Annotated in this window: 15 protein-coding genes; 5 read left to right on the top strand and 10 right to left on the bottom strand. The window is 63.2% G+C overall.

The window, feature by feature from the left end; genetic code table 11:
• Window positions 1-56: 56 nt before the first annotated feature.
• Both NKJ75_RS10375 and thrS read right to left on the bottom strand, forming a co-directional pair.
• Entirely contained in the window at window positions 57-995 is a 939-nt protein-coding gene (locus NKJ75_RS10375) for a lysophospholipid acyltransferase family protein (RefSeq protein WP_352499626.1), read from the bottom strand.
• Between the two features lie 85 nt (window positions 996-1,080).
• A complete protein-coding gene (gene thrS, locus NKJ75_RS10370) occupies window positions 1,081-3,054 on the bottom strand; it encodes a threonine--tRNA ligase (RefSeq protein WP_352499625.1) in 1,974 nt (657 codons plus the stop codon).
• A gap of 207 nt (window positions 3,055-3,261) precedes the next feature.
• On the opposite strand from thrS, the gene NKJ75_RS10365 reads away from it, so the two are divergent.
• Complete coding sequence (locus NKJ75_RS10365; protein ID WP_352499624.1) at window positions 3,262-4,098, top strand: SAM-dependent methyltransferase; 837 nt, start codon at window positions 3,262-3,264, stop codon at window positions 4,096-4,098.
• Between the two features lie 13 nt (window positions 4,099-4,111).
• Here the strand turns inward: NKJ75_RS10365 and blaOXA are convergent, their stop codons facing one another.
• The 3 genes from blaOXA to NKJ75_RS10350 all read right to left on the bottom strand — a co-directional run bounded on the left by blaOXA (window position 4,112) and on the right by NKJ75_RS10350 (window position 5,734).
• On the bottom strand, window positions 4,112-4,927 hold the full coding sequence (blaOXA, locus tag NKJ75_RS10360; RefSeq protein WP_023695454.1) for a class D beta-lactamase: 816 nt from the start codon (window positions 4,925-4,927) through the stop codon (window positions 4,112-4,114).
• A gap of 156 nt (window positions 4,928-5,083) precedes the next feature.
• Window positions 5,084-5,452, bottom strand: coding sequence for a membrane protein insertion efficiency factor YidD (yidD, locus tag NKJ75_RS10355; protein WP_023667617.1), 369 nt, complete (start codon window positions 5,450-5,452; stop codon window positions 5,084-5,086).
• A 123-nt stretch (window positions 5,453-5,575) separates the two neighbouring features.
• Window positions 5,576-5,734, bottom strand: coding sequence for a hypothetical protein (locus NKJ75_RS10350; protein WP_023667618.1), 159 nt, complete (start codon window positions 5,732-5,734; stop codon window positions 5,576-5,578).
• Between the two features lie 94 nt (window positions 5,735-5,828).
• Between NKJ75_RS10350 and NKJ75_RS10345 the strand changes: the two genes are divergently transcribed.
• Entirely contained in the window at window positions 5,829-6,746 is a 918-nt protein-coding gene (locus tag NKJ75_RS10345; protein ID WP_023667619.1) for a LysR substrate-binding domain-containing protein, read from the top strand.
• Window positions 6,747-6,773: 27 nt separating this feature from the next.
• Here the strand turns inward: NKJ75_RS10345 and tolA are convergent, their stop codons facing one another.
• Window positions 6,774-7,166 carry a cell envelope integrity protein TolA gene (gene tolA / locus NKJ75_RS10340; RefSeq protein ID WP_155923149.1) on the bottom strand — a complete coding sequence of 131 codons (393 nt, stop codon included), beginning with the start codon at window positions 7,164-7,166 and terminating at the stop codon, window positions 6,774-6,776.
• A 40-nt stretch (window positions 7,167-7,206) separates the two neighbouring features.
• Entirely contained in the window at window positions 7,207-7,653 is a 447-nt protein-coding gene (locus tag NKJ75_RS10335) for an iron-sulfur cluster assembly scaffold protein (RefSeq protein ID WP_023691130.1), read from the bottom strand.
• Between the two features lie 241 nt (window positions 7,654-7,894).
• On the opposite strand from NKJ75_RS10335, the gene folE reads away from it, so the two are divergent.
• From folE to NKJ75_RS10320, 3 genes are all read left to right on the top strand, one after another.
• Complete coding sequence (gene folE, locus NKJ75_RS10330) at window positions 7,895-8,530, top strand: GTP cyclohydrolase I FolE (RefSeq protein WP_023667622.1); 636 nt, start codon at window positions 7,895-7,897, stop codon at window positions 8,528-8,530.
• 35 nt (window positions 8,531-8,565) lie between these two features.
• On the top strand, window positions 8,566-9,024 hold the full coding sequence (hisI, locus tag NKJ75_RS10325; protein WP_023695458.1) for a phosphoribosyl-AMP cyclohydrolase: 459 nt from the start codon (window positions 8,566-8,568) through the stop codon (window positions 9,022-9,024).
• An 84-nt stretch (window positions 9,025-9,108) separates the two neighbouring features.
• Window positions 9,109-10,080 carry a patatin family protein gene (locus NKJ75_RS10320; protein ID WP_023667624.1) on the top strand — a complete coding sequence of 324 codons (972 nt, stop codon included), beginning with the start codon at window positions 9,109-9,111 and terminating at the stop codon, window positions 10,078-10,080.
• 15 nt (window positions 10,081-10,095) lie between these two features.
• Here the strand turns inward: NKJ75_RS10320 and recJ are convergent, their stop codons facing one another.
• From recJ to NKJ75_RS10305, 3 genes are all read right to left on the bottom strand, one after another.
• Window positions 10,096-11,880 carry a single-stranded-DNA-specific exonuclease RecJ gene (gene recJ / locus NKJ75_RS10315; protein ID WP_023695459.1) on the bottom strand — a complete coding sequence of 595 codons (1,785 nt, stop codon included), beginning with the start codon at window positions 11,878-11,880 and terminating at the stop codon, window positions 10,096-10,098.
• A gap of 248 nt (window positions 11,881-12,128) precedes the next feature.
• Window positions 12,129-13,442 carry a homoserine dehydrogenase gene (locus tag NKJ75_RS10310; RefSeq protein ID WP_023695460.1) on the bottom strand — a complete coding sequence of 438 codons (1,314 nt, stop codon included), beginning with the start codon at window positions 13,440-13,442 and terminating at the stop codon, window positions 12,129-12,131.
• A 50-nt stretch (window positions 13,443-13,492) separates the two neighbouring features.
• Window positions 13,493-14,710 carry an LL-diaminopimelate aminotransferase gene (locus tag NKJ75_RS10305; protein ID WP_023681615.1) on the bottom strand — a complete coding sequence of 406 codons (1,218 nt, stop codon included), beginning with the start codon at window positions 14,708-14,710 and terminating at the stop codon, window positions 13,493-13,495.
• Window positions 14,711-14,798: the final 88 nt, after the last annotated feature.

Genomic DNA, 14,798 nt, shown 5'->3' with positions numbered 1-14,798 from the left:
GTCGAAAGTTGACCGACTGAACGTCGTTTATGAGTACACGCCCTAGTTAGCGTCTCTCAGGCTGCCTTGCGCATACGGCGCGGCAGGAAGTGGACGCGGCTGCGCGGCGCGTCGGGCGCTAGGTCGAAGACACCGCGATGAAGACGGTCGAGCAGCGTCTTGCGGTCGCGCAATGGCTCCAACTCATCCCAGCTCAGCACATCGCCGACGCGCACGTCGATCGCCTTGCCGGACAGCCGCGCAAATTCGCGGATGAGCATTGAAAGGCGCAACGTCATCGACGCCTTGCCGACGAATTTCGCCAGCCTTCCTTCGCGCTCGGCCATGTTCATCGGACCGCTGACCAGATGGAACAGCCGGCCGTTCTGACCTGAAAAATGCATCGGCACCACCGACGCCTTGGCGTCCTGCACGAGGCGCGCCGGAAACATCTTCCACGGCAGGTCGCGCGCCCGGCCAAAGCCTTTCGGCGCGGTGGCGACGCCGCCGGCCGGAAATACGACGATGGTGACGCCCTCTTTCAACAGCCGCACTGCCTCGTGGCGCGCCGCCATGTTGTTCTTCACCGCGTCCTTGGTCTCGGAAAAGTCGATCGGCAGCGAGTACGGTTCCATCTCGCGGATCTTCAGCAGATCCTTGTGGATCATGACGCGGAACGGACGCCCGAGCTGCTCGACGAGCGACAGCACGGCAATGCCGTCGCCAATGCCGAACGGGTGGTTGGCGACGATCACCAGCGGCGTGTCGGGCAGCCCCGCCGGCGGCCACTGATCGGTGCTGCGCACCTTGACGTCGATCAGCTGCAGCATGCGGCTGAACACCCGCTCGCCGGTCGGCGCCACCTGGCGGCGCCAGAAATCATAGAGCGCGGCATACCGGTCGCGCCCCGACAGACCTTCAATGGAATGGATGAACCAGCGCGTCAGCGCCGGCTGGCTCGCATTGGCGTAGGAGAGTTCGGGAAACGGTCTTTCCCGTATCTTCAGCTTGAGCATGGGGGCTCGTTACAAGGTTGGCGTGACAGGCATGTGAAAATGGCGGTGGATCGCTCCACCGCCATTTCTCCGAAATATTGATTGCTCAGGCCGCGCTGCGCCTTCGGTCGGGCGAAACAGCCTCGTCGGAAAGCAGCTTCAGCGCGTCGGCCAGCTTGAGCGATTCCTGATCGCGCGAGCCAAGCCGGCGGATGTTGACCGTCTCCTCCTCCGCCTCGCGCTTGCCGCAGACGAGGATCACAGGAACCTTGGCCAGCGAATGCTCACGCACCTTGTAGTTGATCTTCTCGTTGCGCAGATCCGGTTCGGCCAAAAGTCCTGCCGCCTTCAACTGTGCGACAACCTTTCGCGCATAGTCGTCAGCATCCGAGGTGATCGTCGCCACAACCACCTGCAGCGGCGCGAACCACAGCGGGAAATGGCCGGAATAATGCTCGATCAGGATGCCGAGAAAGCGCTCCATCGAACCGCAGATGGCGCGATGCACCATCACCGGCTGCTTCTTTTCCGAATCCGAACCGATGTAGAAGGCGCCAAAGCGTTCCGGCAGATTGAAGTCGACCTGCGTGGTGCCGCACTGCCATTCGCGGCCGATGGCGTCCTTCAGCACATATTCGAATTTCGGCCCGTAGAAAGCGCCCTCGCCCGGATTGATCGAGGTCTTGATGCGGTTTCCCGAGCGCGTCCTGATTGTATCCAGCACGTTGCCCATGATCGCCTCGGCATGATCCCAGGCCTCGTCGGTGCCGACGCGCTTATCCGGCCGCGTCGACAGCTTCACGCTGACATCGTCGAAGCCGAAATCGGCGTAGGTCGACAGGATCAGATCGTTGATGCGCAGGCACTCCGCGGCCAGCTGCTCCTCGGTGCAGAAGATGTGCGCATCGTCCTGCGTGAAGCCGCGCACGCGCATCAGCCCGTGCAAGGCGCCGGACGGTTCGTAACGATGCACATTGCCGAATTCCGCAAGCTTTACGGGCAGATCGCGATAGGATTTCAACCCATGCTTGAATATCTGCACGTGGCCCGGACAATTCATCGGCTTCAGCGCGAACACGCGGTCGTCGTCGGTGTCGTCGCCGGCCACCGTCACCTTGAACATGGCATCGCGATACCAGCCCCAGTGGCCAGACGTCTCCCACAGGCTCTTGTCGAGAACCTGCGGTGCGTTGACCTCCTGGTAGCCCTGCTCGTCGAGGCGGCGGCGCATGTAGTTGACCAGATTCTGGAACATCTTCCAGCCCTTGGCGTGCCAGAAGACGACGCCCGGCCCCTCTTCCTGGAAATGGAACAGGTCCATCTCGCGGCCGAGTTTGCGGTGGTCGCGCTTCTCTGCCTCTTCCAGCATCGTCTGGTAGGCATCGAGTTCAGCTTGCTCGGCCCAGGCCGTGCCGTAGATGCGGGTCAGCATCGGGTTGTTCGAATCGCCTCGCCAATAGGCGCCGGCCACCTTCATCAGCTTGAACGCGTTGCCGATCTGGCCGGTCGAGGCCATGTGTGGGCCGCGGCAGAGATCGAACCAGTCGCCCTGGGAATAGATCCTGAGATCCTGGTCTTCGGGAATGGCGTCGATCAGCTCGAGCTTGTAGCGCTCGCCCTTCTCGGCAAAGACCTTTTTCGCCTTGTCGCGCGACCAGACTTCCTTGGTGAACGGCTTGTTACGCGCAATGATCTCGCGCATCTTCTTTTCGATCACCGGGAAATCGTCAGGCGTGAACGGCTCGTTGCGGGCGAAGTCGTAATAGAATCCGTTCTCGATCACCGGCCCGATGGTCACTTGCGTTCCCGGCCACAGTTCCTGCACGGCCTCCGCCAGCACGTGTGCTGCATCATGACGGATGAGCTCCAGCGCGCGCGGATCGCTGCGGGTGATGATCTCGACCTTGCCGGACTTGCCAAGCGGGTCGGAAAGATCGCGAACGGTGCCGTCGATGGCATAGGCGACAGCCTTCTTGGCCAGCGACTTCGAGATCGATTCGGCGAGGCCCGCACCGGTCATCGCCGCGTCATAGTCGCGGACGGAGCCATCGGGAAATGTCAGGGAAACGGAATTCAGCATCGGGTATCTCCTATCCAGTCCCGCAAACGAGCGCGGGTGGTCGTGGTGTGAAGCCGGAGGCATCCGGCAGCGGGCGGGTTTTAGAGGCCACGCGGCATCAGGTAAAGAGCCGTCGTTGGCGCAGCTGTCAGGAAATGGCGCGACAGATGTCGCAGGCCAGTCGCACAGGCTTGCGAATTTCCCCGACACGAGGTTGGAATCCCCGGCATGGAAGACGCAAAACCCAGCCGAACCGCCTTGGGCGTCGCGCGCGTGCGGGCCCTCCACCAGTTCTCGCAGCAGGCGGCGCTGTTTCGCGACCCATATGCGAGTGCGATACTGGGCGATGCCGCACCGACGGTGCAGGAGCTCGAGCAGGAAGATGAGCGCAGCCGGCGCATGCGCCTGTTCGTGGCAGCGCGCGCTCGCCTCGCCGAGGACTGGCTGGCTGCGGCGGTGCGCCGGGGCGTCCAGCAAGTGGTGGTGCTCGGCGCCGGCCTCGACACTTTCTCGCTGCGCAATCCGTACCCTGATGTCGCGGTGTTCGAAGTCGATCACCCGGCGACACAGGCCTGGAAACGGAAATGCATTGCCGATGCTGGTCTTGCCGAACCGCGGGCCACCATGTTCGTGCCGGTCAACTTCGAGCGCCAGCGCCCCGCGGATGAACTGGCATCGGCCGGTTTGCGGCAGACCGAGCCCAGTTTCTTCATCTGGCTGGGTGTCGTTCCGTATCTGAGCCAGGACGCAATCTTCAGCACCCTGTCCTGGATTGCCGGCATGCCCGGTTCGGAGGTCGTCTTCGACTACAGCGAGCCGGCCGAGAACCGCGATGCGGCTGGACAGGCTGCCCTCTCTTTCCATGCGGCGCGCGTCGCCGCTGCCGGAGAGCCCTGGATCAGCTTCTTCGTGCCCGCGGCACTGGCGCAATCGCTGCGCGAGCTCGGCTTCGATGAGATCGAAGATCTGGAAAGCAGCGACATCGCCGCCCGCTTCTCCAGGACGCCAAAGGCGGAGACAAGGAATTCCGGCGGCCACATCCTTCGTGCCCGCCGGAGCACTTGAAGCTAAAGCAAGTTCACTTCACCAGTTGCGGCAACTCCCTCAGTAACGCCGCGCGTGTCGCCGGGCCTTTCGGCATGTCGATCGGCTTGGTGTCGACGACCAGCCGGGCGAAGACGATCCGGCGGCCGCCCTTTTCGGCCCAGCCGACGAACCAGCCCAGCGCGCGCTTGTCCTTGCTGTTTCCCAGCCTGGTGCTGCCGGTTTTGCCCCGCACCGTCCAGCCGCCGGCCTGGAAAGTCGGCAGGATGGCTCGGGTCATCTCATGCGCCTTGGCAGAAACCGGCATCTTGCCGGCGAGCAGCTGGCGCAGGAAGGCTGTCTGTTCGACCGGCGATATCTCAAGCGAGGAATTTATCCAGGATTGCGTGAGCCCGTTGTCCTTGTCGGCATCGCCCGAGACATCCATGTTGCCGTAGCCGAATTTCGAGACGTAGAGGGCAAAGCTTTTTGCGCCGAGCCGGCGCACGATCTCGCGCGAATACCATACGATCGAGTCGCGCTCCCAGATCGTCGGGTCGACGGCCTTGTGGTCGCGCTTCACGGCGTTGAACTCAGGCTTGTAATCCCAGCTCGGTGTATGCGCGTCGCTGAGGACACCGCTGTCGTAGCCGATCAGCGCCAGCGGCACCTTGAAGGTCGACGCCGGGCTGACGCGTTGGTCGCAGACGCCGCTTTGATAGAGCGTCTCGCCGCTCGCCGCGTCCTGGATAAGCGTGCAGGCGAAATCGCCAAGCGGCGCCGATTGCGCCCGCATCGGAAATCCCAGAAACCAGGCCAGCAGGAAGAGGACCGCGGCAATGATGAAGGGATGGGTTTCGATCCGACGCATGTGGGCTCTCCTGGGAATGACAGGAGGCGCTTAGCGAAGTGTCTTGGCTCGATTTTGACTCAAATGCGCAGTCTTTGTGCAGCCCGTTGTTAACCTTACCGGATTGTAAAGAAATGCCGCGCTGGCGATCTGGATCAGGGACCAGCGCGCCCGCCGTCAGGCCTCGCCGCGCTTCCTGCCGATCTGCCAATAACGCCATGGCATGAACCAGACATAGCGCTGATCGAGTACCTCCGGCACGCGATCGATGCCATGCGAACCGAAAGGGCCGCAGCGCAGCACGCGGAACAGCCCCATGAAGCCGCCGGCCCACAGACCATGGCGGGCGATCGCCTCATGCGCGTATTCGGAACAGGTCGGCAGATGCCGGCAGGAATTGCCGACAAATCCGGACAGCGTCAGTTGATAGAGGCGCACCAGCGACGTGCCGAAAATGCGGCCGGGTGTTTTGCGCCAGGGACCGGGCCAGTTGCGCCCGCGCCGGGTCCGTCCGGCGGCATGCACATGCCGATGCTGGTCGCCCACCGCAGTCTCTTTCCGAACGCGACCCGAAACCGGCTTCCGGGTCAGCTTGCGTTTCCAAACCGATAGATGTGAGCTTCGGCCGGCAAACGCAATCCTCTTCACTCACTCGCCTCTTTGTCGGCTTCAGGGTCGCGAGCGGCGAAAGGGATGCCGCTCCGCTGGAGCCGCCCAGCGGGTGGCCGGCCTTTGCTCGGTGCGCTGCACATGATGCTGCCTGTCGCCACGCCATTGAAACGTCGCGATCCGCATCACATCGCCAAAGATTTCCAGAAACTGGATCATGTCCGTGTCTCCTCTAAGAGCGGATTAGACGCCCGCTGGCCTTCGCCTTCAAACGAGTATAATTTCCGGTTCGGATAACTTCGGGTTATGCGAAATGAAGCGCGGACGGTTGCCCCTGACGGCGTTGCGAAGTTTCGAGGCAGCCGGCCGGCAATTGAGCTTTAGCCGGGCCGCCGAGGAGCTGTTCGTCTCGCAGGCCGCCATCAGTCGGCAGATCCGCGAACTCGAGCAGTTCCTGCACCAGCCCTTGTTCCACCGTCATCACCGCCGCGTCGAGTTGACCGAGGCCGGCCAGCGCCTGCTCGATCAGCTGGTCAGGAGTTTCGATGACATCGACAGGCTGCTTTCGGACCTGGTGGCTGTTCCGGCGCAGTCGGTGGTCCGCGTCAGTGTCGAGCCGTCGCTGGCCTCGGTATGGCTGTTGCCGCGGCTCAACCGCTTCAGCCAGTTGCGGCCCGATATCGACGTTTCCCTCGAAGTTGACCCAAGGCCGATCGAGTTCCGCAGCGATCAGCCCGAACTCGCCTTGCGCTTCAGCGCGCGCGCCACCTCATGGCCGCGCAGCGAGGCCGAATGGCTAGCCTCGACCGTCGATTCACCGGTCCTGTCGCCGGCCTTGCTGGGATCGGGCCCTGCCCTCGAAAAGCCGCTCGACCTTGCCCGCTACACGCTGTTGCACGAGGAAAATCGTCAGGGCTGGGCGCGCTGGTTCGAAGCGGCTGGCGTCGCCGCCGACGCCATTCCGGCGCGCGGCCCTATGCTGGCGGATGTGTCGCTGTCGAAGCAGGCCGCCCTGCTCGGCCACGGCGTGGCGCTGGGCGACCTCTTGCAGATCGGCGAGGAGATTGCGTCCGGCGCGCTGATCAAGCCGTTCGACATCGACGTCGCATCCGGCGCCTACTGGCTGGTGGCCAGGAGTTTGAAGGACCTGCCGGAGCCGGCTAAGGCCTTTGCCGACTGGGTGAGAAGCGAATTTGCCGAAAGCAGACGGGCGCAGGAACAGCAGACCTAAGCCGTCGTGCTTCTTAAGCCCTCGGTTCTATTTCTGCTGCGCGCCGGATGACATCACTCGGCCGTCGAAATTGACCGTCGTCTCGCGCCAAGCCTGGTAGCTATCGGCATAAATCGCAAGGCCAATGAAGGGCGCACAACGGGTAATCGCCCGAACTGCGCTGTCATCGAACTTCTTGCCCTGTGGTTCTGTTGCAAGATTGAGTACCTTCGGCGGCGCCGCCAGCGAACCATCCCGGTTAAAGCTGATTTTGACGCGTGTGGCCACAAGTTCGTCGCCGACGGGGATAATCCAGCAGCCAGCCAGCTTGTCAGCGAGGTAGGCGGCAGCCTTCTGCTGCGAGGCGTTTTCTGCGCCGGCAGCATAGCCACTCGTGACCAGCGAAACCACAAGGCCCGAAGCCACCATCAACCAATGCAAACACTTCCTCCGTCATGTCCTGCGCGAAGCCCGCGCTATGTCACGCTGCTTCTTCTGCGCGTTTCTTCTCGATTTGACCGATGGCATCGACGACCGCATCGAAGGTCAGCATGGTCGAGGCATGGCGCGCCTTGTAGTCGCGCACCGGCTCCAGATATCTCAGATCGGCAAAGCGGCCTTGCGGCGGCGCGCCGTTTTCCTTGAGCATCTTCAGCATGGTGTCGCGCACCGCCCGCAATTCGTCGGCGCTGGCGCCGATGACATGTTGAGCCATGATCGAGGACGAGGCCTGGCCGAGCGCGCAGGCCTTCACGTCATGCGCGAAATCGGTGACGACGCCATTGTCCATCTTGAGGTCGATGGTCACCGTCGAGCCGCACAATTTGGAATGGGCCTTGGCCGTCGCATCCGGATGATCGAGCCGGCCGACGCGGGCGATGTTTCCGGCAAATCCCAGAATTTTCGCATTGTAGACGTCGTCAATCATATTTTTCCAATCCGTCGCCGCCAAGCGAACAGCGATTGCCGTTGTACCGTCTTTCATTCGCTGCGTACGAGCATATATAATGGTGGCAGTCGGGTATCGACAAGGCAACGCAAAGCCATCGTCCTTGCCCATTTCGTTCACGCCGCTTGCGGGCTGGAAACCGGGCGAGTTTTCAGCACCCGAAAGGTCGTGGTCCGTTCAACTCGTTCCTCCTGAGAGAGGAACTACGGGAGACGCCTTTATGGATGCCGTCATCAAGAAAATAATGCCCCCTTCCGACTATCTGGACAAGCCGGTCACCGACAGGCCGAGCGAAGCCGAGGTCGAGGCCGCCGTGCGCACGCTGTTGCGCTGGACCGGCGACAATCCGGACCGCGAGGGCCTGATCGACACGCCCAAGCGCGTCACCAAGGCCTTTCTCGAAATGTTCAACGGCTATGACATGTGCCCGGCCGAAGAGCTCGGCCGCACTTTCGAGGAAGTCGCCGGCTATGACGATCTCGTCATCGTCAGGGACATCCAGTTCCACTCGCATTGCGAGCACCACATGGTGCCGATCATCGGCAAGGCGCATGTCGGCTACCTCCCGGATGGCAAGGTCGTCGGCCTGTCCAAGATCGCCCGTGTGGTCGATATCTTCGCCCATCGCCTGCAGACTCAGGAGGCCATGACCGCACAGATCGCCGGCGTCATCCAGGACGTGCTCAATCCGCGCGGTGTCGCCGTCATGATCGAGGCCGAGCATATGTGCATGGCCATGCGCGGCATCCGCAAGCAGGGCTCCACCACGCTGACCTCGACCTTCACCGGCGTGTTCAAGGACACGCCCGAGGAACAGGTCCGTTTCGTCACCATGGTGCGCGGCCTCGGGGCGTAAGCCTCTCGCCGGCATCGCTAGATCAAGGACCGGCGATGTCGGCACTAACATTTCCCAAGGCTCCATCAGACAAGAAGGCTCTCGAAGAAGGCGCGGTGTTTTCCCCGCGCTTCGATGCTGCCGGGCTGGTCACCGTCGTCGTCACCGACGCCGCTGACGGTATGCTGCTGATGGTCGCGCATATGAATGCCGAGGCGCTGGCGCTGACGCTCGAAACCGGCATCGCGCACTACTGGTCGCGCTCGCGCAGCACGCTGTGGAAGAAGGGCGAAACATCAGGCAATTTTCAGACCGTCGTCGAGATGCTCACGGATTGTGACCAGGACGCCATATGGTTGCGCGTCAAAGTGTTGGGCCACGACGCAACTTGTCACACCGGCCGGCGTTCATGTTTTTATCGGACGGTGGGGCTAATCGGCGGCAAGGCAACGCTTGCCGACGATGGCAGCACGCCGCTGTTCGATGCGGAAAAAACCTATCGGAAGCCCGCGTGAACCATTCAACAGTCGCAAACCACTCATATTCACTATTCTCAAACGTCCTTCCTGTAGAACGGACGCGGGACAAGGGAGATCATGATGCTCGAGTGGGCGTCATTGCGTAGCAGACCGGACGTGCGGGAGGCCAATGGCCCCTCATCGTCCGGCGGGGTGCCTGACCCGCAACCCGCGGGCAAGACAGGCATTTCGCTCGCGCTGGGCGGCGGCTGCGCACGCGGCTGGGCGCACATTGGCGTGCTGCGCGCGCTCGACGAAGCCGGCATCGAAGTCTCGATGATCGCCGGCACCTCGATCGGCGCGCTGGTTGGCGGCTGCTATCTCGCCGGCAAGCTGGACGAACTCGAGGAGTTCGCCCGCAGCCTGACCAAGCGGCGCATCTTCGGCCTGCTCGATCTCAATCTGCGCGGCAGCGGCCTGTTCGGCGGCATGAAACTGGACGTCAGGCTGCGCGAGCACATGGCAGGCATCCGCTTCGAGGATCTCACGAAACCCTTCGTCGCCGTTGGCGCCGAAATTCGCACCGGCCATGAGATCTGGCTGTCCAGCGGTTCGCTGATCACCGCGATGCGGGCTTCCTATGCGCTGCCCGGCGTGTTCGAACCGGTGAATTGCAACGGCCGCATTCTGGTCGACGGCGCGCTGGTCAACCCGGTTCCGGTTTCGGTCTGCCGCGCCTACGAGCAGCCGCTGGTCGTCGCGGTCAACCTTCACTACGATCTGTTCGGCCGCGCCGCCGTCATCAAGCACAGCGCCGGCGAACTGCTCATCGAGAAGGACGCGCCCCGGCCAGGCCAGGCCAGCCCCGACCACCAGCCGCACCAGAGCCGTCTCGGCATCACCGGCGTCATGGTCGAAGCCTTTAACATCATCCAGGACCGGATTTCACGCGCAAGGCTGGCGGGCGATCCGCCCGACATGTCGCTGCAACCGAAACTCAGCCATATCGGCTTGACCGAATTCCACCGCGCGGATGAGGCGATCAGCGTCGGTTACCAGGCGACGATGGCGCAGATCAGCGAGTTGAAGCGGCTGCAGACGGTTCTCGCTTAAACCAGTTCGGCAATGTCAGGCTTTGGCCGCATCGGTGATGCGGAACTGCACCGTGCGGTTGCCGTTCCAATAATTCCCCGACAGCGAGCCGGCTACATGGATCGTGTTGCCCCTGTTCTTGAACAGGAATTCGCCCAGCGCGGTATCGACGGATCGAAAGGCGATGCCCTGGATGCGGCCGCCGCTTTCCGACTGCAGATCAGCCCGGATGTGGTTGGTGCCGACAGCCCGCGCGTCGGCCAGCCGATGGCGCGGCAGCGCGAACACCGGCGCGACATGGCCGGCGCCGAAAGGCCCGGCCTTTTCCAATGCATCGAGCAAAGCAATCGTCGCGCCCTCGGCGGCGAGCGCGCCGTCGACGGCCAGACTTTCTTCGTCCTGCAGCCGGAACACTTCGGCCGCCGCGCGCTCCTCGAAGAAAGCACGGAGTTCGCCGAGCTTGGCGCGTTCCACCGTGATGCCGGCGGCCATGCCGTGGCCGCCGCCCTTGACGATCAGCCCGGCATCGGCGGCTGCGCGCACCAGCCGTCCGAGATCGAAGCCCGACACCGAACGGCCAGAGCCGGTGCCGATGCCATTGGCGTTGAAGGCGATGGCGAAGGCCGGCCGCCGCGCATGGTCCTTCAGCCGCGAGGCGATCAAGCCGACAATGCCGGGATGCCAATTGGTGCTGGCGGTGACGATGATGGCCGGCCCGTTGCCGCCGGCAAGTTCGGCGTCAGCCTCGGCGCGCGCCGCTGCCAGCATCTCCAGCTCCATCTGCTGGCGTTCCTGGTTGAGCCGGTCGAGTGTCTCGGCAATGGTCCCGGCCTCAACCGGATCGTCGGTGGCGAGCAGCCGGCTGCCAAGTGCTGCATCGCCGATGCGGCCGCCGGCATTGATGCGCGGCCCAATCAGATAGGCGAGATGAAAGGTGCTTATCGGCTCACCGATGCGGGACACCCGCGCCAGTGCGGCGAGCCCCTCATTCTTCTGCTGCCGCGCCATCTGCAGTCCCTTGACGACGAAAGCGCGGTTCACGCCGATGAGCGGCACCACATCGCAAACCGTGGCCAGCGCCGCCAAGTCGAGCAACGACAACAGGTCCGGTGGCGCTGCGTCGGGCAATCGGCTGCGCAGGACCCTCGCCGTCTGCACCAGAGTGAGGAAGACGACACCGGCGGCGCACAGATGGCCTTGCCCGGAAAGGTCGTCCTCGCGATTGGGATTGACGACCGCGGTCGCCTCCGGCAGCGGGCCGCCGACCTGATGGTGGTCGAGCACCACCACATCGGCGCCTGCGGCCTTGACGGCATCGATGGAGACAGCGCTGTTGGTGCCGCAATCGACGGTGACGATCAGCGTCGCGCCGCGCGAGACCAGTTCGCGCATAGCCTCCGGATTGGGGCCGTAGCCCTCGAAGATGCGGTCGGGAATGTAGATCTCCGAAGGCACCGAGAAATGCGTCAGGAAGCGCTTGAGCAACGCCGAAGAGGCGGCGCCGTCGACATCGTAGTCGCCGAAGATTGCCACCTTCTCCTTGGCCATGACCGCTTCGGCGATGCGGGTCGCAGCCTTGCCCATGTCGGTCAGCGAAGCCGGATCCGGCAACAGATTGCGGATCGTCGGATCGAGGAAGCGCTCGGCCTGGTCCGCGGTGACGCCGCGCCCGGCGAGCACGCGAGCCACAATGTCGGGCACGCCGTGGCCCTGCGCTATGGCCAGCGCAGTCATGTCCTGCCGCTCGCTCAACCGGTGTTCCCAGGAAACACCGGTCGCCGACTGCCTGACGTCGAGGAAGAAGCGTTTGTCGCCCGTCATAGGAGGCGTAGTCTACAGATTGTCATTTCCGGCAATATGCGACGGCTAAACAGGAAAGTCTCAACTTTTCCACCTCCTGGTGACGCGCCTTGATCTCGCGGCTCACGCCTCCGCCAGAACCCGATGATGACTGGTGGGTTCGACCTGAAATCTCAATCCGGCTCCAAATCAAAGAGAGAGAGCATTATGGCGTCCGAAACCATTTTCAGCAGCAGCATCAATCGGTTAAAGGAGAAAAATGACTTGGCCTAGCCCGCACGCTCGATGCGGATAACCTGCGGCTTGTCTGTGAGGTGGCCGTCCTTGGTGATGCCGTCGACAGCCTTGCGCACCGCTGCTTCCGTCGTCTCGTGGGTGACCAGGATCACCGTCTTTTGCGCGTCCGTCTCGCCGCTGACGGCATGCTGGACGATCGATTCCAGCGAAATGTCGTTGTCCGCCATGCGCTTGGCGATCGCGGCGAAGACGCCGATGCGGTCGTGCACGGTCAGCCGGATGAAATAGCCGCCGGCATGGCTGCGCATCTGCGCCTTCTTGTAGGGGCGCAGTTCCTTGGCCGGCAGGCCGAACACCGGACCGTGCTGGAAGCCCGGCCGGCTCTTTGCGATGTCGGCGATATCGCCGACCACGGCGGACGCGGTGGCGTTGCCGCCGGCGCCCGGGCCGGAGAGCAGCAGTTCGCCCAGAATGTCGGTTTCGATGGCCACCGCATTGGTAACGCCATGCACCTGTGCGATCACCGACGCGGTCGGCACCATGGTCGGGTGCACACGCTGCTCGATGCCGCTGTCGGTGCGCTGCGCGACGCCGAGCAATTTTATCCGGTAGCCAAGGTCGCCCGCGGCGCGGATATCGGCCTGGCTGATATTGGAAATGCCTTCCATGTAGATGTCGTTGGCGGCGATCCTGGTGCCGAAGGCCAGGCTGGTCAGGATCGACAATTTATGCGCCGTGTCATGGCCCTCGATATCGAAAGTCGGATCGGCTTCGGCGTAGCCCAGCCGTTGCGCGTCCTTCAGGCACTCGTCGAAGGAGATGCCCTCGGCCTCCATGCGGGTCAGGATGTAGTTGCAGGTGCCGTTGAGGATGCCGAAAACGCGGGTGACCGAATTGCCGGCCATCGCCTCGCGCATCGTCTTGATGACCGGGATGCCGCCGGCAACTGCCGCCTCGTAGTTGAGCAGCACGCCCCTCTTCTCGGCGATTTCGGCAAGCGCCACGCCGTGCTTGGCCAACAGCGCCTTGTTGGCGGTGACGACATGACGTCCGGCTTCAAGTGCTGCCTTGACCGACGCGCGCGCTGCCCCTTCGTCGCCGCCGATCAGTTCGACGAAGACGTCGATATCGGCGGCCTGCGCCATCTTGATCGGATCGTCGAACCATTTGGCGGCGCTGAGGTCGACGCCACGGTCGCGCTTGGGATCGCGCGCGGAAACGGTCGTGACGATGACATCGCGTCCGCACTGGCGCGTCAGCTCCGCTGCCTTGTCGCGCAGCACGCGCGCCACCGAGGCGCCGACCGTACCCAGACCCGCAATTCCAACACGCAACGCTTCAGCCATGCCCGGCGACGCCCCTCAAAAAATCTGCTCGAATAAGATGTGCGGCGACTTTAGCGATGCGCGGCGAGCGGCACCACATTGTTCGGCTGCTTGGCGCTGGACGCCAGGAAGCGCTTGATGTTGCGCGCCGCCTGCCGGATCCGGTGCTCGTTCTCGACCAGCGCGATGCGGACGTGATCGTCGCCATGCTCGCCAAAGCCGATGCCCGGCGCCACCGCCACGTCGGCGTGCTCGATCAGGAGCTTGGAAAACTCAAGCGAGCCGAGATGCTTGAACGGCTCCGGGATCGGCGCCCAGGCGAACATCGAGGCAGCCGGTGCCGGAATGGTCCAGCCGGCGCGGCTGAAGGCATCGACCATGACGTCGCGGCGCTTCAAATAGACCTCGCGCACTTCGGCGATGTCGGCGCCGTCGCCATTCAGCGCATGCGCCGCCGCCACCTGGATCGGCGTGAAGGCGCCGTAATCGAGATAGGACTTCACCCGCGTCAACGCCGAGATCAGCCGCTCGTTGCCGACGGCAAAGCCCATGCGCCAGCCGGGCATGGAGAAGGTCTTCGACATCGAGGTGAACTCGACGCAGACATCGATGGCGCCCGGCACTTGCAGCACCGAAGGCGGCGGATTGCCGTCGAAATAGATCTCCGAATAGGCAAGGTCCGACAGGATGATGATGTCGTTCTTCTTGGCGAAGGCGACCACGTCCTTGTAGAAATCGAGCGAGGCGACCAGCGCCGTCGGGTTAGACGGATAGTTGAGGATCAATGCCAGTGGCTTCGGGATCGAATGACGGACACCGCGCTCGAGCGCCGGGATGAAGCCGTCATCCGGCTCGACCTGCAGCGAACGGATGACGCCGCCCGACATGATGAAGCCGAAAGCATGGATCGGATAGGTCGGGTTGGGGCACAGGATCACGTCGCCCGGCGCGGTGATCGCCTGCGCCATATTGGCGAAGCCTTCCTTCGAACCGAGCGTCGCCACCACCTGCGTGTCGGGATTGAGCTTCACGCCGAAACGGCGCTGATAATAGGCGGCCTGGGCGCGGCGCAGACCTGGGATGCCGCGCGAGGAGGAATAGCGATGCGTGCGCGGATCGCGCACCACTTCGCACAATTTGTCGACGATCGCCTTCGGAGTCGGCAGGTCGGGATTGCCCATGCCAAGGTCGATAATGTCGGCGCCGCGCGAACGGGCGCTGGCCTTCAGCCGGTTGACCTGCTCGAACACGTAGGGCGGAAGCCGGCGGACCTTGTGAAATTCTTCCATGTCAGTTCCAGACGATTTAAGATTGGCTTCAGCACAGTTGGTTTGGCTAGGCGCCCTTGGCAAAGACCGCTTTCGGCGCGCGATATAG

Origin of the sequence: Mesorhizobium sp. M0058 (assembly GCF_040323095.1) — a bacterium.
Taxonomy (GTDB): Bacteria; Pseudomonadota; Alphaproteobacteria; order Rhizobiales; family Rhizobiaceae; genus Mesorhizobium.
Note: the sequence above shows the minus strand (reverse complement) of the source record. Positions and strands in the feature narration are given on the sequence as shown.

Coding starts and splice junctions, on each gene's coding strand:
- NKJ75_RS10375 (WP_352499626.1), bottom strand. CDS start 995: ATGCTCAAGCTGAAGATACGGGAAAGACCGTTTCCCGAACTCTCCTAC.
- thrS (WP_352499625.1), bottom strand. CDS start 3,054: ATGCTGAATTCCGTTTCCCTGACATTTCCCGATGGCTCCGTCCGCGAC.
- NKJ75_RS10365 (WP_352499624.1), top strand. CDS start 3,262: ATGGAAGACGCAAAACCCAGCCGAACCGCCTTGGGCGTCGCGCGCGTG.
- blaOXA (WP_023695454.1), bottom strand. CDS start 4,927: ATGCGTCGGATCGAAACCCATCCCTTCATCATTGCCGCGGTCCTCTTC.
- NKJ75_RS10350 (WP_023667618.1), bottom strand. CDS start 5,734: ATGATCCAGTTTCTGGAAATCTTTGGCGATGTGATGCGGATCGCGACG.
- NKJ75_RS10345 (WP_023667619.1), top strand. CDS start 5,829: ATGAAGCGCGGACGGTTGCCCCTGACGGCGTTGCGAAGTTTCGAGGCA.
- NKJ75_RS10335 (WP_023691130.1), bottom strand. CDS start 7,653: ATGATTGACGACGTCTACAATGCGAAAATTCTGGGATTTGCCGGAAAC.
- folE (WP_023667622.1), top strand. CDS start 7,895: ATGGATGCCGTCATCAAGAAAATAATGCCCCCTTCCGACTATCTGGAC.
- hisI (WP_023695458.1), top strand. CDS start 8,566: ATGTCGGCACTAACATTTCCCAAGGCTCCATCAGACAAGAAGGCTCTC.
- NKJ75_RS10320 (WP_023667624.1), top strand. CDS start 9,109: ATGCTCGAGTGGGCGTCATTGCGTAGCAGACCGGACGTGCGGGAGGCC.
- recJ (WP_023695459.1), bottom strand. CDS start 11,880: ATGACGGGCGACAAACGCTTCTTCCTCGACGTCAGGCAGTCGGCGACC.
- NKJ75_RS10310 (WP_023695460.1), bottom strand. CDS start 13,442: ATGGCTGAAGCGTTGCGTGTTGGAATTGCGGGTCTGGGTACGGTCGGC.
- NKJ75_RS10305 (WP_023681615.1), bottom strand. CDS start 14,710: ATGGAAGAATTTCACAAGGTCCGCCGGCTTCCGCCCTACGTGTTCGAG.